The sequence below is a fragment of the Rhizobiaceae bacterium genome, from assembly GCA_023953845.1.
Classification (GTDB): Bacteria; Pseudomonadota; Alphaproteobacteria; order Rhizobiales; family Rhizobiaceae; genus Arvimicrobium.
On sequence record JAMLJC010000001.1, the window covers coordinates 2656290 to 2673862 of the forward strand.

17 protein-coding genes and 1 pseudogene are annotated in these 17573 nt (G+C 64.3%); 9 read left to right on the plus strand and 9 right to left on the minus strand.

The window, feature by feature from the left end; translation table 11 throughout:
- Window positions 1–85: 85 nt before the first annotated feature.
- The 3 genes from M9955_12840 to M9955_12850 are packed head-to-tail and all read left to right on the plus strand — an operon-like array spanning window position 86 to window position 3457.
- Window positions 86–1435 (plus strand): NAD(P)/FAD-dependent oxidoreductase, encoded by a 1350-nt coding sequence (locus tag M9955_12840; protein MCO5082528.1) that lies wholly within the window; start codon window positions 86–88, stop codon window positions 1433–1435.
- On the plus strand, window positions 1435–2241 hold the full coding sequence (locus tag M9955_12845; GenBank protein ID MCO5082529.1) for a DUF1365 family protein: 807 nt from the start codon (window positions 1435–1437) through the stop codon (window positions 2239–2241). The genes M9955_12840 and M9955_12845 overlap by 1 nt, the downstream gene beginning before the upstream one ends.
- Window positions 2231–3457: a cyclopropane-fatty-acyl-phospholipid synthase family protein gene (locus tag M9955_12850; protein ID MCO5082530.1), complete on the plus strand. Its 1227-nt coding sequence runs from the start codon at window positions 2231–2233 to the stop codon at window positions 3455–3457. Before M9955_12845 ends, M9955_12850 begins: the two co-directional genes overlap by 11 nt.
- Window positions 3458–3506: 49 nt before the next feature.
- On the opposite strand, the gene ppk2 is transcribed toward M9955_12850, so the two are convergent.
- From ppk2 to napE, 8 genes are all read right to left on the minus strand, one after another.
- Window positions 3507–4622, minus strand: a complete 1116-nt coding sequence (gene ppk2, locus M9955_12855) for a polyphosphate kinase 2 (protein MCO5082531.1) — start codon at window positions 4620–4622, stop codon at window positions 3507–3509.
- A gap of 212 nt (window positions 4623–4834) precedes the next feature.
- Complete coding sequence (locus tag M9955_12860; GenBank protein MCO5082532.1) at window positions 4835–5119, minus strand: PilZ domain-containing protein; 285 nt, start codon at window positions 5117–5119, stop codon at window positions 4835–4837.
- 205 nt (window positions 5120–5324) lie between these two features.
- The gene (locus M9955_12865) at window positions 5325–5573 is read right to left on the minus strand and encodes a hypothetical protein (protein ID MCO5082533.1); all 249 of its coding nucleotides are present in this window, start codon (window positions 5571–5573) and stop codon (window positions 5325–5327) included.
- A gap of 101 nt (window positions 5574–5674) precedes the next feature.
- Window positions 5675–6430, minus strand: coding sequence for a cytochrome c3 family protein (locus tag M9955_12870; GenBank protein MCO5082534.1), 756 nt, complete (start codon window positions 6428–6430; stop codon window positions 5675–5677).
- On the minus strand, window positions 6431–6832 hold the full coding sequence (locus M9955_12875) for a nitrate reductase cytochrome c-type subunit (GenBank protein ID MCO5082535.1): 402 nt from the start codon (window positions 6830–6832) through the stop codon (window positions 6431–6433). It abuts the gene before it with no gap.
- Window positions 6833–6900: 68 nt separating this feature from the next.
- Window positions 6901–9402, minus strand: coding sequence for a periplasmic nitrate reductase subunit alpha (napA, locus tag M9955_12880; protein ID MCO5082536.1), 2502 nt, complete (start codon window positions 9400–9402; stop codon window positions 6901–6903).
- Entirely contained in the window at window positions 9399–9707 is a 309-nt protein-coding gene (locus M9955_12885; GenBank protein MCO5082537.1) for a chaperone NapD, read from the minus strand. The genes napA and M9955_12885 overlap by 4 nt, the downstream gene beginning before the upstream one ends.
- A gap of 4 nt (window positions 9708–9711) precedes the next feature.
- Window positions 9712–9909 carry a periplasmic nitrate reductase, NapE protein gene (gene napE / locus M9955_12890; GenBank protein ID MCO5082538.1) on the minus strand — a complete coding sequence of 66 codons (198 nt, stop codon included), beginning with the start codon at window positions 9907–9909 and terminating at the stop codon, window positions 9712–9714.
- A 232-nt stretch (window positions 9910–10141) separates the two neighbouring features.
- Between napE and M9955_12895 the strand changes: the two genes are divergently transcribed.
- From M9955_12895 to M9955_12910, 4 genes and pseudogenes are all read left to right on the plus strand, one after another.
- Window positions 10142–11137 carry an SDR family oxidoreductase gene (locus M9955_12895; GenBank protein ID MCO5082539.1) on the plus strand — a complete coding sequence of 332 codons (996 nt, stop codon included), beginning with the start codon at window positions 10142–10144 and terminating at the stop codon, window positions 11135–11137.
- 47 nt (window positions 11138–11184) lie between these two features.
- Entirely contained in the window at window positions 11185–12255 is a 1071-nt protein-coding gene (locus M9955_12900; GenBank protein MCO5082540.1) for a DNA topoisomerase IB, read from the plus strand.
- Between the two features lie 111 nt (window positions 12256–12366).
- Window positions 12367–13188, plus strand: a complete 822-nt coding sequence (locus M9955_12905; GenBank protein ID MCO5082541.1) for an alpha/beta hydrolase — start codon at window positions 12367–12369, stop codon at window positions 13186–13188.
- A 71-nt stretch (window positions 13189–13259) separates the two neighbouring features.
- A pseudogene (locus tag M9955_12910) lies at window positions 13260–14020 on the plus strand (IS5 family transposase).
- A gap of 289 nt (window positions 14021–14309) precedes the next feature.
- On the opposite strand, the gene M9955_12915 reads toward M9955_12910, so the two are convergent.
- On the minus strand, window positions 14310–14519 hold the full coding sequence (locus tag M9955_12915; protein ID MCO5082542.1) for a hypothetical protein: 210 nt from the start codon (window positions 14517–14519) through the stop codon (window positions 14310–14312).
- Window positions 14520–14658: 139 nt separating this feature from the next.
- Here M9955_12915 and M9955_12920 point away from each other — a divergent pair, with 139 nt between their 5' ends.
- Both M9955_12920 and M9955_12925 read left to right on the plus strand, forming a co-directional pair.
- On the plus strand, window positions 14659–15861 hold the full coding sequence (locus M9955_12920) for an alpha/beta fold hydrolase (protein ID MCO5082543.1): 1203 nt from the start codon (window positions 14659–14661) through the stop codon (window positions 15859–15861).
- Window positions 15862–15998: 137 nt separating this feature from the next.
- On the plus strand, window positions 15999–17219 hold the full coding sequence (locus M9955_12925; protein MCO5082544.1) for an MFS transporter: 1221 nt from the start codon (window positions 15999–16001) through the stop codon (window positions 17217–17219).
- The last annotated feature ends 354 nt before the right edge of the window (window positions 17220–17573 follow it).

Below are 17573 nucleotides of genomic sequence, written 5' to 3' on the forward strand. Positions count from 1 at the left end.
GGTGATCCGGCGCGAAGGCGACCGCGTAAAAGCCATCACTAATGGACGTGAGCGCAACGTTCCATGCCAAACTTGAGGGTGAGTAATGGCGGTCGCCGATATGCACGGACACGCGGGACGACCTCTCGACATAGCGGTGGTCGGCAGCGGTATTTCCGGCCTTTCCGCGGCGTGGCTTCTCTCGGCGGTACACAGGGTCACGGTCTTCGAGGCGGCCGGCCGGATCGGCGGCCACAGCAATACGGTCGATGTGGCGGGCACACCCGTCGATACAGGCTTCATCGTCTACAACGAGGCGACCTATCCTAACCTGACCGCGCTGTTCAAACATCTCGACGTGCCGACGAAGCCGTCCGACATGTCCTTCGCCGTATCGCTCGACGGCGGAAGGCTGGAATATTCCGGCACGGGTATCGGCGGTTTGCTCGCCCAGCCCGCCAACCTCGTGCGACCGCGCTTCTGGCGCATGCTCGGCGAGTTGCTGCGCTTCTATCGCGAGGCGCCCGGCGATATCGGGGCGGCCGGTCATATGAGCCTCGATGACTATCTGGACAGCCGGGGCTACCGCGCCGCCTTCCGCGAGGACCATCTCTATCCAATGGCCGCCGCGATCTGGTCGACGCCGGCCGCCGACGTCGGCAGGTATCCAGCGGCGTCCTTCATCCGTTTCTGCGACAATCACGGCCTGCTGAAGCTTGGCGACCGGCCGGTGTGGCGCACGGTTGACGGCGGCAGCCGCGAATATGTGAAACGGCTGACGGCACGCTTCGCGCATCGCATCCTTTCGGGTTGCGGCGCGAAATCCGTCCGCAGGACCGGCGGCTACGTCGAGATCGCTGACATGCGCGGAACGATACGCCGCTTCGACCATGTCGTGATCGCCACCCACGCCGATCAGGCGCTGCGCATGCTTTCCGATGCCGACAGTGAGGAAAGGCAATTGCTCGGCAGTTTCCGCTACAGCGCCAACGAAGCTGTCCTGCATTCCGACGCCGCGCTCATGCCCGCGCGTCGACGCGCCTGGTCGAGCTGGAACTATCTCACGGAAACGGCGGGCGAGAATCGGAAACTCTCCATCACTTATTGGATGAACAGGCTGCAATCACTACCGGCCGATGCGCCGCTTTTCGTGACGCTGAATCCCCTCAGGCAGCCACGGGAAGTCCTGGTGAAACGGAGAGAAACTTACGAGCACCCGCTTTTCGACGTTGCCGCGATGGCCGCTCAGAAACGCCTCTGGTCGCTTCAGGGCGGCCGCAACGCATGGTTCTGCGGCGCTTACTTCGGCGCGGGCTTCCATGAGGACGGGCTGCAATCCGGTCTCGCCGTGGCGGAGGCGCTGGGTGGTGTCAGGCGGCCGTGGAAGGTCGTGGACGAGTCCGGCCGTATCCAGGTCCACGACATTCCGCGAAACCGCGAACTGGCGGCCGCTTGATGAACGCGATCCTTTCAGCGATCTATCCGGGGACCGTGATGCACCAGCGCGTGCGCCCGCGCCGGCATCGTCTCACCTATCGCATGTTCTGGCTGCTCCTCGATCTGGACGAGATCGATGCGCTGTCGGGCAGCCTGCGCCTCTTTTCGCGCAACCGGTTCAATCTGTTCAGCTTCTTCGATCGTGATCATGGCGGTGGCGCGTCGCTTCGTGCCCATGTCGACGGCCATCTCGCCAGAGCCGGTCTGGAAACCGGGGGCATGGTTCAGTTGCTGTCGATGCCCCGTATCCTCGGCTACGTCTTCAACCCGCTCAGCATCTACTTCTGCCGCCGTCGCGACGGCGCGTTGCAGGCGATGCTCTATGAGGTCAACAACACTTTCGGCGAGCGCCACAGCTATCTGATCCCGATCGAGGGGGATGCGGGCGAAACGATACAGCAGGCCTGCGAGAAGCGTTTCCACGTATCGCCTTTCATGGCGATGGACATCGCCTATCGCTTCCGGATCGGCATGCCGGGCCAAAGGCTCTCGGTCCACATCACCGGCAGCGATGCCGAAGGTCCGATGATCGTCGCCGCCTTTTCTGGCCGGCGCGAGGCGCTGTCGGACGGAGCGTTGGCGCGAACCTTCCTGTCCCACCCGCTGCTGACGCTGAAGGTCGTCGGCGGCATACACTGGGAGGCCCTGCGCCTTTGGCTCAAGGGCATCCGACTGCGTCCGCATCCGTCCGCTCCGGATGCAGCCGTGACCTATGTGTCCGCGCGCCGGAGCATCCGCCGGGAGGTCCATCGCGATGTCGTCTGAGATCGAAAGCCGCACCGACGGCTGCCGCCCGCTGCGCAGCATCCTGGCAGCATCTCTTCTGCGCCGGCTGCTGAATTGTGTCGAACATGGCCGTCTCGTCGTGCGCACGCCGGAAGGCGTTACCCTGGAGCGCCAGTCCGGCCGGCCGGGACCTGAAGGCGTGCTGGTTCTGCACAGATGGCGCGCGATAAGACGGATGCTGGCCGGCGGCGACGTGGCCTTCGCCGAGGCCTATGTGGAGGGCGAGTGGTCGACGCCGGACCTCGTCGCCTTGCTGGAACTGGCGGCGGTGAACATTGACGGCATAGACCGAGCGGCCGGCAGCACGCCGGTGCGCTTCCTGCACAGGCTGAGGCACATGCTGAGGGCAAACAGCCGGCGGGGCAGCCGCCGCAACATCGCCTTTCACTACGATCTCGGCAATGATTTCTACCGGCTGTGGCTCGACCCGGGCATGCTCTATTCCTCGGCTCTCTACGAAAAGCCGACCGACACGCTGGAAGAGGGGCAGGAAAACAAGCTGCGGCGCATCGCCGAATTGCTCGAACTGTCGCCCGGACAGAGCGTGTTGGAGATCGGTTGCGGTTGGGGGGCGCTTGCGGCGCGCATGGCAAGAGCCGGCGCGCTCGTGAAAGGCATAACCCTGTCGGCCGAACAACTCGCGCACGCGCGGACGCTGGGCGAGAAAAACGGTCTGTCGGAAAGCATGCGGTTCGAACTCGAGGACTATCGCGACACGGACGGCTCCTTCGACCGCGTCGTCTCGATCGAGATGTTCGAGGCCGTCGGCGAGCAATACTGGCCGACCTATTTCGATACACTGCGGCGACTGCTGAAAGGGGACGGCCATGCCGTGCTGCAGATCATATCGATCCATGAAAGCCGTTTCGACGGCTACCGGCGAGGCGCGGACTTCATCCAGCGCCATATCTTTCCGGGAGGCATGCTGCCGACCGGGACGATCATCCGGCGGCTGGCGCAGGAGCACGGGTTCTCGCTCGTGTCCGCGGAAAATTTCGGCAGAAGCTATGCCCGGACGCTGGCGGAGTGGCACAAACGGTTCCAGCGCAACTGGCCCGCGATCCAGCGCCTCGGCTTCGATCAGCGCTTCCGCCGCCTCTGGGAATATTACCTCGCCTATTGCGAGGCGGGTTTCCGCGCCGGTACGATCGATGTCGGGCTCTATGTGCTGAAGCCCGAAGCGGAGTACGATTGAGCATAGGCATCAACCTTCCAGCGCATCACAGGCTGAGGAAATGGCCGCGTCAGACACTGCCTGACGTGCTGCGCCAACCGTTGCTTGCGCTGTATTCCCCACGTTCATAGATCGCGTTGGCTCTCCCCACCAGGAGGTCATCGACCTTGCCGATGGCCGCTGCATCCTTGTCGGCATAGGGCATGGCGTGCAGCACATACCGCATGGCGTTGAGCCGCGCCCGCTTCTTGTCGTTCGACTTGATGACCGTCCACGGCGAATCGGCCGTATCGGTGTGGAAGAACATGGCTTCCTTGGCCTGCGTGTAGGCATCCCACTTGTCGAGCGAGGCGAGGTCGACCGGAGAAAGCTTCCACTGTTTCAGCGGATGCACCTTGCGCTCCTTGAAGCGCCGGCCCTGCTCCTCCCTGCTGACGGAGAACCAGAACTTTATCAGGTGAATTCCGCTGCGTGTCAGGTTGCGCTCGAACTCCGGCACCTCGCGGAGAAACTCGCGGTATTCCTCGTCGCTGCAGAAGCCCATCACGCGTTCAACGCCGGCCCGGTTATACCAACTGCGGTCGAACAGCACGATCTCTCCCATGGTCGGAAGGTGCTGGACATAACGCTGGAAATACCACTGCCCACGCTCCACCTCGTTCGGCTTTTCGAGCGCGACGACGCGCGCGCCGCGGGGATTGAGATGTTCCATGAATCGCTTGATGGCCCCGCCTTTTCCGGCGGCGTCGCGTCCTTCGAACAGGATGATGAGGCGTTGCCGGGCTTCCTTCACCCACGCCTGCATCTTGAGAAGCTCGGCCTGGAGCGCGAACTTCTCACGTTCGTAGTCGCGCCGAAGCATTCTGTATCTGTAAGGATAGCCGCCATCGCGCCAGTCTTCGGCGAGTTCATTGTTGTTCCTGGGCGGCTTGCCTGTCGGCTTCGGCAAGCCGAGGACCTGTCTGATCAGCCCGGCGTCGTCCGGCGATGCTCCTTCGATGATCGCGTGGATGCCTTCCTCCGCGTCGACCGCGGTCCTGACGGCTATGTTCGAAATGGCTGCGAGTTCCGTTTCCTGCGCAGCAACCGTTCTCTCGTCCGCTAAACCCGTCTGGACGGCCTGCGTCGTGTCTCCGGTGGCGTGTCCGATTTCCGGGAGCGTTTGCGCGCGGTCGTTGCTGGGCATCGGGATTCGATCTCCTCATATCGGGTCTGCCGGGTGAGCAGATCATTTCGTCGGCGCATCAGACGATGCGGCGGTGCGAAGGGCATTGATCCGCGTGGGGAGTCCGCCGCCGCATCCGGGCAAAGAGCGTCAGCGCGAAAACCACATGCCTACTATGTCGAAGAGCCGCAGTTTCGAGTTGATCGAAATCAAGCTTCGTGCGGTACCGACCCTCAGCCGTAGTGGAACCGGGGCTTTGGTCCGGTACCGGTGAAGGCGACGCCGACGCGCTCGCGGCTGCGCCACCGCAGTTCGCATCTGTAGGCGATCTGGTCGGCCGGGACATAGAGCGTGAAGGTCGGCGGGAGCGCGATTTCCGGGTGCACCTTCAATTCTGCGCCACCCTCGTGCTGATTGCGCACGACGCAGGCTATCTCGGAGGTTTTCGTGTCGATGATTATCGTCGCGCCCTTCAATACGCGGCGCCTGCGCTCTCGTCGCTGTTCATCGCTAGGCATCGGTAGGCGCTGCAGAGAAATTGCGTTCAGACCAATCTGCTTCACGCGGATGTTTTTGCGCCGTGAAGGATGACGTCTTTCCCGAATGGATCTTTCATGCTCGATCTCCGTCGCTGAGCGGAAGGCGCTGAATGAGACGCCCCCTGACCCGCTCCCCGCCGGTGCCTGCGCCTGTCGCGTCCCCGGTTATTCATCCGAGCTTGCGCTAGCCTGAAATGGCGTCGCCCCGCTGCCAGCCCGCGCGGCCCCAGTTGCGGATGCGCATGCGCAGTGCGATCCATCGCGCCGGGAGAGGCGACAGGACGAAACTGGCAACGACGACCGCCGGAAGAAGGTAAGTGAGGTGCGGCTGGAGAGCCGAGATCGAAAGAACTGTAATAGCGCCGATGCCGAAAAGGACGGCGTTGGTCATCAGGCTGCATGCGATTGTGAGCCAGGTGTCGGTGCTGAACATCGGGCAGCGCTCCGTGGGTTCCATCTATCGAACGCGCATGTTGCCGGGGGGTTCCCGACCGAATGCCGCGATGGCGTAGACGCCATCACGCAAGGCAGGCTCTACTCCGTCGGTGTCGCCACCATCTGCAACGCAGCGGGATGGACCTCGTCGTCCAGGCTCCACATGACGCGGTGCGGAGATCGGGCGAGGCGCTCCAGTTCGTCGAACACCGAGGTCGACGGCAACCCCTCGCCCTCGAGTTCCGGCGGGACCTTCCAGCCCGGATCGACGCCTTCCATGTTCGGAAGCTCGTGCGCGATGCCCTTGTGGCAGTCGATGCAGGTCGCTTCTCCTGAAAGCAGGTAGCGCGTATGGATCGTGGCGGCGCGCTCGGTCTGCTTGGACAGATCCATCGCCACCGAAGAATGGCAGTTCCGGCATTCAAGGCTGTCGTTCGCCTTCAGCCGGGCCCATTCGTGCTGCGCCAGCTCCAGCCTGTGGTCGAGGAACTTCCGGCGCGTGTTGATGGTGCCGAAGATCTTGCCCCACACTTCCTTCGAGGCCTGCATCTTCCTTGCGATCTTGTCGGTCCATTCGTGCGGGACGTGGCAGTCTGGACATGACGCCCTGACGCCGGAACGGTTCGAGAAGTGGACGGTGCGCGTCAGCTCCTCATAGACGTTGGATTCCATCTCGTGGCAGGAAATGCAGAACTGCTCGGTGTTCGTGAGTTCCAGGGCGGTGTTGAACGCGCCCCAGAAAATCACGCCGCCGACGAAGCCGCCGAGCGTCAGGAAACCCAGACTGAGCGTCGCGGCGGGCGTCGCGAGAATGTGCCACGCCCAGAGAGCCGCGGCCTTCAGGCGCGGCCACATCTATTGATCTCCCGCGTGGCCGACGCCCAGCTTGCTCATGTCGGTGAATGTATTGCCGACGAGCGGCGCGGTGTCGGCCTGCGGCACGTGGCAGGCCGTGCAGAAGTAGCGACGCGGCGAGACGTCGGCGAGCATCTGGCCCTCGCGGGTGATGTAGTGCGTGACGCTGATCATGGGCGCGCCCGACCCTTGCGTGAACTCGCGCTTGTGGCACGACAGGCAGCGGTTCGTGTTGACGGAAAGCTGATAGCCCTCGATCGAATGCGGAATGATAGGCGGCTGGTCGGGATAGGCGCGCATCTGGCGGATGTCGTCTATCGTCCATTTCGGCGTCGGATCGGCCGGAAGTTCGTCCATGGGCTGCGTCGCTCCGGTGAGCGGCGGGACGATGGACGACGTCATCTGGGCCAATGCGGCGGTGCCGAGCGCGACGAAAAGCCCGGCGGCGAAGATGATGCGCGCCTGGCGCGTCAGACGGGCGTGACCTTGACCGCGCATTTCTTGAAATCCGTCTGCTTGGAGATGGGATCGGTCGCGTCGAGCGTGACCTTGTTGATGAGCTTGCTGGCGTCGAACCACGGCACGAACACCACGCCGCGAGGCATGCGGTTGCGCCCCCTTGTCTCGACCCTGACCCTGATCTCGCCGCGCCGCGAGGCGACGCGGACTTCCGCCCCCTGATTGATGCCGCGCCGTCGCGCGTCGTCGGCGTTCATGAAGCAGACCGCGCCGGGGAACGCCTTGTAAAGTTCGGGAACGCGCATGGTCATCGAGCCGGAGTGCCAGTGCTCCAGCACGCGTCCGGTCACCAGCCAGACGTCGTAGTCGTCATCGGGAGATTCCGCCGGCGGCTCGTAGGGCACGGCGAGGATCACCGCCTTGCCATCCGGCCGCCCGTAGAACTTCACGCCCTCGCCGGGTTTCACATAAGGATCGAGCCCTTCGCGATAGCGCCACTTGGTCTCCTTGCCGTCGACGACCGGCCAGCGCAGGCCGCGAACCTGATGATAGACTTCATAGGGCGCTAGATCGTGGCCGTGGCCGCGGCCGAACTCGGCATATTCCTCGAACATGCCCTTCTGGAGATAGAAGCCGAAGGCACGCGATTCGTGGTTCTCGTACTCCGCGTCGAGATCGGCGAGCGGGAAGCGGTCGACCTTGCCGTTGCGGAACAGCACATCGAACAGCGTCTTGCCCTTGTATCCGGGATTGGCGTTCAGGATGTCCGCGGGCCAGACGTCTTCCGTCACGAAGCGCTTCGAGAACTCCACGAGCTGCCAGAGGTCCGAGCGCGCCTCGCCCGGCGCGTTGACGAGCTGATGCCAGACATGCGTGCGCCGCTCGGCATTGCCGTAGGCTCCTTCCTTTTCCACCCACATGGCCGCCGGCAGGATCACGTCCGCCGAGAGCGCGGTGACGGTCGGATAGGCGTCGGACACGACGACGAAATTGTCGGGATTGCGGTAGCCGGGATAGGTCTCGTTGCTGTTGTTCGGCGCAGCCTGGACGTTGTTGTTGACCTGGACCCAGTAGAAATTGAGCTTGCCGTCATGCAGCATCCGGTCCTGCTGCACGGCGTGGAAGCCTGGCTTGTCCGGCAAAAGGCCGTGCGGCAGCCGCCAGATTTCCTCGGCGTGCTCCCGGTGCTCGGGATTGGTCACGACCATGTCGGCCGGCAGCCGATGGGCGAAGGTGCCGACCTCGCGCGCCGTGCCGCAGGCCGACGGCTGGCCAGTCAGCGAGAAGGGGCTGTTGCCCGGCTCGGAAATCTTTCCGGTCAGAAGATGCAGATTGTAGACCATCTGGTTGGCCCACACCCCCCGGACGTGCTGGTTGAATCCCATCGTCCAGAGCGACATCACCTTGATGTCGGGGTTTGCGTAAAGCTCGGCAAGCTCCTCGAGGAATTCCGGCTCGACGCCGGACAGTTCCGAAACGGAATCCAGCGTGTAGTCCGAGACCATCGTCTTGAATGCTTCGAAGTCGATCGGCTCCGTCTTTCCGGGATCGGCCGCGCCCTTCGCCGCCATCTCGACGGGATTGTCGGGCCGCAGCCCGTAACCGATATCCGTCGCCCCGCTCATGAACACCGCATGGTCGCGCACGAAGGCTTCGTTCACCCGGCCGGTCTGGATGATGTGATTGGCGATGTAGTTCAGGATCGCGAGGTCGGTGCCCGGCTTGAAGACCACCGGAATGTCGGCGAGGTCCATGGACCGATGCGTGAACGTCGACAGCACCGCGCAGCGGACATGCGGATGCCCGAGCCTGCGGTCGGCCACCCGCGTCCAGAGGATGGGGTGCATCTCCGCCATGTTCGAGCCCCAGAGCACGAAGGCGTCGGCATGCTCGAAGTCGTCGTAGCAGCCCATCGGCTCGTCCATGCCGAAGGTCCGCATGAAGGCCACGGCGGCCGACGCCATGCAGTGGCGGGCATTGGGATCGAGATTGTTCGACCGGAAGCCGCCGCGCATCAGCTTCGTGGCGGCGTAGCCCTCGAAGATCGTCCATTGGCCCGAGCCGAACATGCCGACGGCTTCGGGGCCTTTTTCCCGAAGCACGGCCTTGCACTTCTCGGCCATCAGGTTGAAGGCCTCGTCCCATGAAACGGGTTCGAACTCGCCGTCCTTGTCGTAGACGCCGCCGCGCTTGCGCATCAGGGGCGTGGTCAGGCGATCCTCGCCATACATGATCTTGGAGAGGAAATAGCCCTTCACGCAGTTGAGGCCGCGGTTGACCTCCGCCTGCATGTCGCCATGCGTGGCGACGACATGGCCGTCCTTCACGCCGACCATCACCCCGCAGCCGGTGCCGCAGAAGCGGCATGGCGCCTTCGACCATTTGATCTCCAGCGCCTCGACGCCGCCGGGAACGGGCTGGGCGGCCGCGGGCAGGGCGATCCCCGCCGAAGCCGCCGCGAGCGACGCCGCATGCGCCTTCAGGAGATCGCGGCGGTTGATGGATGCCTTCACGTCTCTACGTCCTCCCCTTCGTCGATGTGCTCGAAGACCATGTTGGCGGATATGACGCCGTCCATCGCCGAGATGCCGGTCAGCGTTTCGCCGAGCATGCCGCTGGTCGGCCCCTCGATCGTGATGACGATCCGGCTGCCTTCTTCCGCGTGCACCTCCACGCCGGGGATGGCGGCGAGAAGCCTGCCGATCTCTTCGCGGCGCGCGGGAAGCGCGACCACGACGGCGCTCGAAATATGGTTTCGTGAAATGGCGAGACCGCCCGTGAGCAGCGACCTGCGCGTCAATGCCGGTCTATCGCGCATCGGCTCACCCTCCCGGCGGGCCCGGCGGCCCGTAGACGATCTGGTACATCCAGACGAGGAAACCGTATCCGCCGACGACGCCAACCGCGACGACGGGCCAGATGCCGAAAGCGAGCAGAAGAAAGGCCAGAAGCTCCTGTCGCCGCGTTTTCGCGCGCGAAGGAGCGGGGTCCGCAAGCGCGTGTTGGCTGTCCTGGGTCATGACTCCTCATGTGCCTTGGACCGGCCGGACGCACCAAGCGTCACGCCGTAGGAGAAGCTAGCGTCTCGGGTGATGTTTTCAATAGATTTTTTGAGGCCTGTCGCAGGCGCGGCAGCAACGTGCAGATCGGCCATCAGGAAAGCGCGGACCTCCGGCGCCCTCATCTTTCGAGCAAACCGAAAACTTTTTTGCGTCGGCGGCGTTAGGCTCGAAATCAACAGGGACAGCGAGCATGCCCAATCGTTCCAGCAGGGGTGCGGCAGAAAAAGAGGCTGCGAAGCAGCGGAAGATCCAGCGCGGAGTCGATGCGAAAGATGCTGCCGGCGACAGGCCGAAAAAGCCCGACCAGAAAAAGTCCGGCGCCATGCAGGCCGGGGCGCGGCGCTATCCGGAGCCGCCTTTCCCGAAGCAGCATCACCCGAAACCGGGTCACGAGTCCGAAATCGAGCCGGCGCCGCTCTACGACGCTCCATTCTACAAGGGCTCCGAAAAGCTGAAAGGCATGGTGGCGCTGATCACCGGCGGCGATTCCGGTATCGGCCGCGCCGTGGCCGTGCTGTTCGCCCGGGAAGGCGCGGACGTCGCCATCTCATATCTCAGCGAGCACAGCGACGCGGAAACCACGAAGAAAGCCGTGGTAGCCGAAGGCGTGCGCTGCATCCTCATACCGGGCGACGTGTCGGAGGCCGATCATTGCGCCAAGGCGGTAGAGGAGACGGTGGCGAAGCTCGGCGCGCTGGACATCCTCGTCAACAATGCCGCGTTCCAGATCCATTCGGCGAAGTTCGAGGACCTGACCGACGAGCATTTCGACACGACGCTGAAGACCAATCTCTACGGCTATTTCCATATGGCGAAGGCTGCGGTGGCGCATATGAAACCCGGAGCCTCGATCATCAACACCGGCTCGATCACCGGCATCGACGGCAGCAAGGAACTGGTCGACTACTCCATGACCAAGGGCGGAATCCACGCCTTCACGCGCGCGCTTTCGGGGAACCTGATCGAGAAGGGAATCCGCGTGAACGCGGTCGCGCCCGGACCTGTCTGGACGCCGCTCAACCCCTCGGACAAGGAGGCGGAAGACGTCTCGCAGTTCGGCGCCAAGACGCCGATGAAGCGGCCGGCCCAGCCGGAGGAAATCGCGCCCGCCTATGTGTTCCTGGCCTCGCCGCAGTGCTCCAGCTACATCACCGGCGAAATCCTTCCGATCATCGGCGGATATTGACGCCCGTTCGCTCTGTTCAATCGAAGGCGGGGAAAGGCGGAAGCGCGATGGCAGACGGCGTCCCATCAACGGGTTCGGAAAGGTATGATCTCAGCCACGTCTCGCCGGAGAATGTCGGCCTCGAACTGACGCCGCCGGAGCTTCTCAAGATCCGCAGACGAAGGCGCGGCTCGAAATTCGCCTATCTGGACGAACGAGGGAACCGTATCCGGAACGAGAAGACGCTCTCCCGCATAGCGGCGCTCGCCATTCCTCCCGCCTACCGCAACGTGCGCATAAGCGCCAACCCGAAGGCGCATCTCCAGGCGATCGGCCGCGACGAGGCCGGCCGCGAGCAGCGCCGTTTTCATACGGACTGGGAGAAGGTGCGCGAAACCCGGAAGGCCGCGCGGCTCTGCGAACTGGTCACCGCGCTCCCGCGCCTGCGCTCGGCCGTCCGCCGGGATCTGTCGCTTCGCAAGCTCGAGAAGGCGAAGGCGGTGGCCTGCGCCGTCGCGCTCATCGACGCAGCACACATTCGTGTCGGCGAGGAAGCGTATCTCAACAGCAGCGGCGCGCGCGGCGCGGCCACGCTCCTGAAGCGGCAGGCGACGATCGGGCGGAGCCGGATCACGCTGTCTTTCCAGGGCAAAGGGGGCGCGAAGGTGGAGTGCGGGGTCGAATGCAGCATGCTGGCGCGCGCCCTCGGTCGCATCGCGAGCCTTCCCGGCCGTCGCCTTCTCCAGTACCGGGACGAGCAGGGCGCGATCCGGCCGGTTCAGGCGAGGGACGTCAACAACTATCTGAAGGCGGCGTCAGGCATATCGGTCAGCGCAAAGGACCTGCGCATGCTGGCTGCCAGCGCCGCGGCGGCCGGTCTGCTGTCGGAGCTGGACCCCGGCGAGAACGAACTGGCGCGCAGCAGGCAGATCGCGGCGGTCATGCGCGACGTCTCCGAGGATCTCGGCAACACGCCGACGGTGGCGCGCAAGAGCTATGTCCACGATATCGTGCTGGATGCCTTCGAGGCTGGCGAATTGAGGGAACTGCGCCGGAAATGCCGCGCCGGCCGCGCGCGCAGCCGCGAGGAGAACCTTCTGCGCGAGCTTGTGGGATCACTGCTTCCGCCTGCCAAGTGACCCCCGTGGCCGGACAAGGAATCCGTTATGCCTGCACCATGCGTGCGCGGAAGCAGGGAACGAAGCAGGGCCGGTTCTGTTCTTCGTGCTTCAACGAACCGGAGACGACAGATGCCGATGCTGAAGACGCGCGACGCGACGGAACTCTATGTCAAGATCTGGGGCGAAGGACGCCCGGTGATCCTCATGCATGGCTGGCCGCTGTCTTCCAGCAGCTGGGACGATCAGGCGCTGGCGCTTGCCGAAGCGGGCTTTCGGGCCATCGCCTACGACCGGCGCGGCTTCGGTCGCTCCGATCAGCCCTGGCATGGCTACGACTATGATACGCTGGCGGACGATCTGGCGGATGTGATCGAGCAGACGGGCGCCGGCGACGCCGCCATCGTCGGCTTCTCGATGGGCGGCGGCGAGGTCGCACGCTACATGTCGCGCCATGGCGGCAAGGGCGTCGCGAAGGCCGCGCTGATCGCGTCCGTCGTACCGTACATGCTGAAGACCGAGGACAATCGCTACGGCGTCCCGCAGTCGACCTTCGACGAGATGATGCAGGGCATGAAGGAGGACAGGGCCTATTTCTTCGACGGCTTCTTCAAGGATTTCTACGGTGTCGGCTGGTTCGAAAGCCCGGTCAGCACCGAAGTCGTGGAATGGTCGCGCCAGATTGCCATGATGGCGGGGCTGCGTCCTACGCTCGCTTGCGCCGAGGCGTTCGCCACCACCGATTTCCGCCCCGACCTGCCGGCCTTCACGGTGCCGACGCTGATCATGCACGGTACCGCCGACAAGACGGTTCCGATCGACACCTCGGCGCGGCCTGCCGCGGCGGGCATCGAAGGCGCGACGCTCATCGAGTATCCGGAGGCCCCGCATGGCCTGCTGGCCACGCACAAGACGCAGGTGGCGCAGGACCTGATCCGGTTCCTCTCGGCCTAGGCTGTAGTGACGATTTAGGGATTCCAGTTAAGTCGCAAATCAGATTCCATTCTGGCTTTTGGAGGTCAGTCATGGATGTGGATGGGCTGAGCAATGAACAGTGGCTGCGGATTGAGCCGTTTGTGCCGGGTGGTCGCAAGGGTCGACGTGGTCCACGCACCAACAACCGGCGCTTTGTCGACGCTTTGATCTGGATGGCCCGCTCGGGTGGACGCTGGCGTGATCTACCCGAGCGTTATGGCAACTATCAGACAGCCAAGCGGCGTTACTACCGCTGGATCGAGATGGGTGTGCTCGAAAAGCTGTTCGAGGCACTGGCCAAAGAAGCCGACCTCGATTGGGTCGCGATCGATTCCACCTCCATCCGCGCACAGCCCCAAGCCGCCGGGGCACGGCGGAAAAGGGGGGAGCGGACGCCCAGGGTCTTGGCCGTTCACGCGGCGGGCTAGGAACCAAGATCCATGCCGCCGTCGATGCGCTCGGCCTGCCGGTGCGCTTCGTGCTCTCGCCGGGCCACCGAGGCGATGTGATCTACGGCAAGGACCTGCTGGAAGGCCTTAAACCTCGCCACGTCATCGCCGACCGCGCCTATGACGCCGAGGCCTTCCACGACATCATTCTCGATGCTGGAGCTATCCCCGTCATTCCGCCAAGGCCCGAACGAAGGCGTCCTCACGCTTGCGACTGGCGCATCTACAAGGAACGAAACCTCATTGAGCGCTTCTTTGCCAAACTCAAGCAGTTCCGCCGCGTCGCAACGCGATACGACAAGCTCCTCGCAAACTTCCGAGGCTTCGTCCTCATCGCAGCCATAGCTATTTGGATCAGATAGTTAAATCGTCACTACAGCCTAGCGCAATTCCGGCGAAATCCGGATCGCTCTGCCGGAGGACATTTGGCACAAGGTCGAGGGTTTCGGCGAAGGTCGTGGTGGTGCCACGGCCGAGCCGAAAGCCGAAGGAATTGGGCCCAAATGTACCCGGCCCGCAGGGTTTCCCGCTGGCGGACGCCCGCTTCGTCAGGCCGCTTGCCCGATGCACCACATCGGGGCGGCGCGTCCTTCCTCGCGGATCGCCTCGCCATCGGAGAAACAGAGCGAACCGGATTTCGCCGGAATTGCTCTAGGAATTGCCGTTCAGGATTTTGGGCGTGACGCCGGCCGCGCCTCCTGTGGTCAGGCTCGTCACGGTCCGACGGGCAATCGCGAACCAGCGCGCCAGCGCCTGTCTCCGTTCCGCCGAACGCAGAAGCGCGGCCCGGCGCGCGTAGAAATCGATGTTGATCGAGCCGTCCTGCCTGCGGCGGATGGTGGCTTCGTGGTCATGGGTCATCGCCAGTTCCTCCGGTGATGATCCTGTCTACGGTGACGGAGCCGGCTCCGCTTGACGGGACCCTTGCGGTCTTCTTGCCTTTCTCTTGTTTTTTCGCCGCTCGCTGTCCGCCGCTGCGACCGCCGTGGTAGAAGCGGGCATGCGCTATCGGTTCGGAGCCTTCATGCTGGTGCCGGATACCCGCGAACTCCTCGCGGCGGGCACAGCGCTTCCGATCGAGCCGCAGGTCTTCGACCTCCTCCATCATCTGGTGAGGGAGCGGGACAGGGTGGTCTCGCAGGACGAGCTGATAGAGGCGGTCTGGAACGGACGCATCGTCTCGGACTCGGCTATCGGCGCCCGCGTCAGCGCCGCTCGCTCCGCCATAGGAGACGACGGCAAGCGCCAGCAATGGATCAGGACGCTGCCGCGGCGGGGCTTTCGCTTCGTCGGCCCGGTCGAAGTAGTGGATTCGCAACCGCAAGGCACGGTTTCATCGCCGGGCGGTGCAGCCGGCCCGGACCGCCAGCGCGTCGCCTTCTGCCGGTCGGCCGACGGGACGCGGATAGCCTACGCGACGAGCGGCAGCGGCCATCCGCTGGTGAAGGCGGGCCATTGGCTCACCCACCTCGAACACGACTGGCACAGTCCGGTGTGGCGGCCGTTCCTGGACAGGCTGAACGCGCAGTTCCATCTCGTGCGGTATGACCAGCGCGGCAATGGTCTCTCCGAATGGGACGTGTCGGACTTCTCGCTCGACCGCTTCGTGGAGGATCTAGAAGCTGTCGTCGATGCCTGCGGAGTCGAGCGCTTCGCGCTCTACGGCACCTCGCAGGGCGCGCCGATTGCCATTGCCTATGCCTGCCGCCATCCCGACAGGGTGAGCCATCTGGTGCTGCAGGGCGGCTACGAGAAGGGGCGCCTCGTCAGAGCCACGGAAAGCGACCGGGCGCAGGCGGAGGCCATCCTCACGCTGATGCGCCACGGCTGGGGCAAGGCGAACAGCCCGTTCATCAACGCCTTCGCCACACTGTTCATTCCCGACGGCAGCCGCGAGCAGATCGGCTCGCTTGTCGATCTGCAGCGGCTGACCACCTCGCCGCAGAACGCCGTGGCCATACGCTCTGCGGTCGACGGCTTCGATGTAAGCGACCTTCTGGAACGGATCGGCGTGCCGACGCTGGTGATGCATGCCCGCGACGACGGCGTGCAGCCGCTCGAACAGGGATATGCGCTCGCGGCCCGGATTCCCAACGCGGAATTCCTCATGCTTGAAAGCCGCAACCATGTCATCCTGCCCGAGGAAAAGGCATGGTCCGTGCTCTTCAACGGCCTTGCACGGTTCATCCTCGAAGCATCCTGAACGATGTGTGCCGCGCTGTCGCGTCGATAAAACATCGCGGTTGTCGGCATCGGCGGTGCTGGTACGTCCTTGGGCCGTCAGTCGCGCCGGCGCGCCGGAATGGCGTCTGGCGACTACGGTACATCCCGGAGGATTTCATGAACCATTCCTATCGCTGGGTGATCGTGGCGGCAGGCGGCCTGCTGGGTTGCGTGGCCATCGGCGCCATGTTCTCGCTGCCCGTTTTCCTGCGGCCGATATCGCAGGATACGGGCTGGTCCGTCACCGGCATTTCCACGGCGATGACGGTGGGCTTCCTCGCCATGGCGGCAGCCAGCATGGTCTGGGGCGGCCTTTCCGACCGGTTCGGCCCGCGCCCGGTGGTGTTGGCGGGATCGGTCGTGCTGGCGGCGAGCCTCGCGCTCGCCAGCCGGGCAGGCTCGCTGGTCGAGTTCCAGCTTCTGTTCGGGCTTCTGGTCGGTGCGTCGACAGCCGCCATCTTCGCGCCGATGATGGCCTGCGTGACCGGCTGGTTCGACACGCAACGCGGCCTTGCCGTCTCGTTGGTGTCCGCCGGCATGGGCATGGCGCCGATGACCATGGCCCCGCTCGCGGCCTGGCTGGTGACGGTCCATGACTGGCGCACCTCCATGCTTATCATCGCCGGAATCGCCTCGGCCCTGATGATCCCCGCAGCACTTCTCGTGCGCCGCCCGCCGGCGCTGGAGGGCGGGCAGGAGGAGATGGCGGCGGACGAGCCGCAACCGGATATGACGGTTGCGCAGGCGGTCCGCTCGCCGCAATTCATCACGCTGATGCTGGCGAACTTCTTCTGCTGCGCGACCCATTCCGGCCCGATCTTCCACACGGTGAGCTATGCGGTGACTTGCGGCATTCCGATGATCGCGGCCGTGTCGATCTACAGCGTCGAGGGACTGGCTGGCATGGGCGGCCGCATCGCCTTCGGTTTGCTCGGAGATCGCTTCGGCGCACAGCGCGTGCTGGCGATAGGGCTTCTGGCGCAGGCTTTCGGCGTGCTTGCCTATGTGTTCGTCTCGACGCTCGGCCCGTTCTATGCGGTGGCCGCGCTGGTCGGTTTCATCTATGCCGGCACCATGCCGCTCTACGCCGTCATCATCCGCGAGAATTTTCCGCTGAAGATGATGGGCACGATCATCGGCGGCACGGCGATGGCCGGCAGCCTCGGCATGTCGACCGGCCCGCTGCTCGGCGGCCTGATCTATGACCGGTTCGACTCCTACGCGCTGATGTATATCGGCTCGTGGGGCATGGGGCTGGCGGCTGTGCTGATCCTGATGGCGTTCCGGCCGTTCCCAAAAAGGCAGACGGAGCCGGCTGCCTACGGCATGGCGGCATAGGGACGGCCGGCGCGGATCGGGCGCCGGACGCAGGAGGCGCCCAAGTGCCGGATGGCGATCGTGTCAGAATCGCCTGCGGTTCCGGGTAAAACCCGGAACCGTCGGTCCGCCGGCTATACAAACAGCATCATGACCACGGCTCCGACGACGACAAGCGCCAGTCCCCATATGAGCATCGGCAGCAGCGTGCTGTTCTGATCGTTCATGCCTGTTTCTCCCACCGGACACCCGGACGGGACGATTTACCGGCTGCGGCCGGCCCGGTCTTTGCGTCGGCGCAAACAAATCGGCTGCGGTCGTCCGCCTCCGGGAACGGCCTGCGCGCCGACACGTTCAATGCAGATGGACGATATC

What these genes read in the sequence shown, in the direction of transcription:
- M9955_12840 (MCO5082528.1), top strand. Translation starts at nt 86, where the DNA reads ATGGCGGTCGCCGATATGCACGGACACGCGGGACGACCTCTCGACATA.
- M9955_12845 (MCO5082529.1), top strand. Translation starts at nt 1,435, where the DNA reads ATGAACGCGATCCTTTCAGCGATCTATCCGGGGACCGTGATGCACCAG.
- M9955_12850 (MCO5082530.1), top strand. Translation starts at nt 2,231, where the DNA reads ATGTCGTCTGAGATCGAAAGCCGCACCGACGGCTGCCGCCCGCTGCGC.
- ppk2 (MCO5082531.1), bottom strand. Translation starts at nt 4,622, where the DNA reads ATGCCCAGCAACGACCGCGCGCAAACGCTCCCGGAAATCGGACACGCC.
- M9955_12860 (MCO5082532.1), bottom strand. Translation starts at nt 5,119, where the DNA reads ATGCCTAGCGATGAACAGCGACGAGAGCGCAGGCGCCGCGTATTGAAG.
- M9955_12865 (MCO5082533.1), bottom strand. Translation starts at nt 5,573, where the DNA reads ATGTTCAGCACCGACACCTGGCTCACAATCGCATGCAGCCTGATGACC.
- M9955_12870 (MCO5082534.1), bottom strand. Translation starts at nt 6,430, where the DNA reads ATGTGGCCGCGCCTGAAGGCCGCGGCTCTCTGGGCGTGGCACATTCTC.
- M9955_12875 (MCO5082535.1), bottom strand. Translation starts at nt 6,832, where the DNA reads ATGACGTCGTCCATCGTCCCGCCGCTCACCGGAGCGACGCAGCCCATG.
- M9955_12885 (MCO5082537.1), bottom strand. Translation starts at nt 9,707, where the DNA reads ATGCGCGATAGACCGGCATTGACGCGCAGGTCGCTGCTCACGGGCGGT.
- napE (MCO5082538.1), bottom strand. Translation starts at nt 9,909, where the DNA reads ATGACCCAGGACAGCCAACACGCGCTTGCGGACCCCGCTCCTTCGCGC.
- M9955_12895 (MCO5082539.1), top strand. Translation starts at nt 10,142, where the DNA reads ATGCCCAATCGTTCCAGCAGGGGTGCGGCAGAAAAAGAGGCTGCGAAG.
- M9955_12900 (MCO5082540.1), top strand. Translation starts at nt 11,185, where the DNA reads ATGGCAGACGGCGTCCCATCAACGGGTTCGGAAAGGTATGATCTCAGC.
- M9955_12905 (MCO5082541.1), top strand. Translation starts at nt 12,367, where the DNA reads ATGCCGATGCTGAAGACGCGCGACGCGACGGAACTCTATGTCAAGATC.
- M9955_12915 (MCO5082542.1), bottom strand. Translation starts at nt 14,519, where the DNA reads ATGACCCATGACCACGAAGCCACCATCCGCCGCAGGCAGGACGGCTCG.
- M9955_12920 (MCO5082543.1), top strand. Translation starts at nt 14,659, where the DNA reads ATGCGCTATCGGTTCGGAGCCTTCATGCTGGTGCCGGATACCCGCGAA.
- M9955_12925 (MCO5082544.1), top strand. Translation starts at nt 15,999, where the DNA reads ATGAACCATTCCTATCGCTGGGTGATCGTGGCGGCAGGCGGCCTGCTG.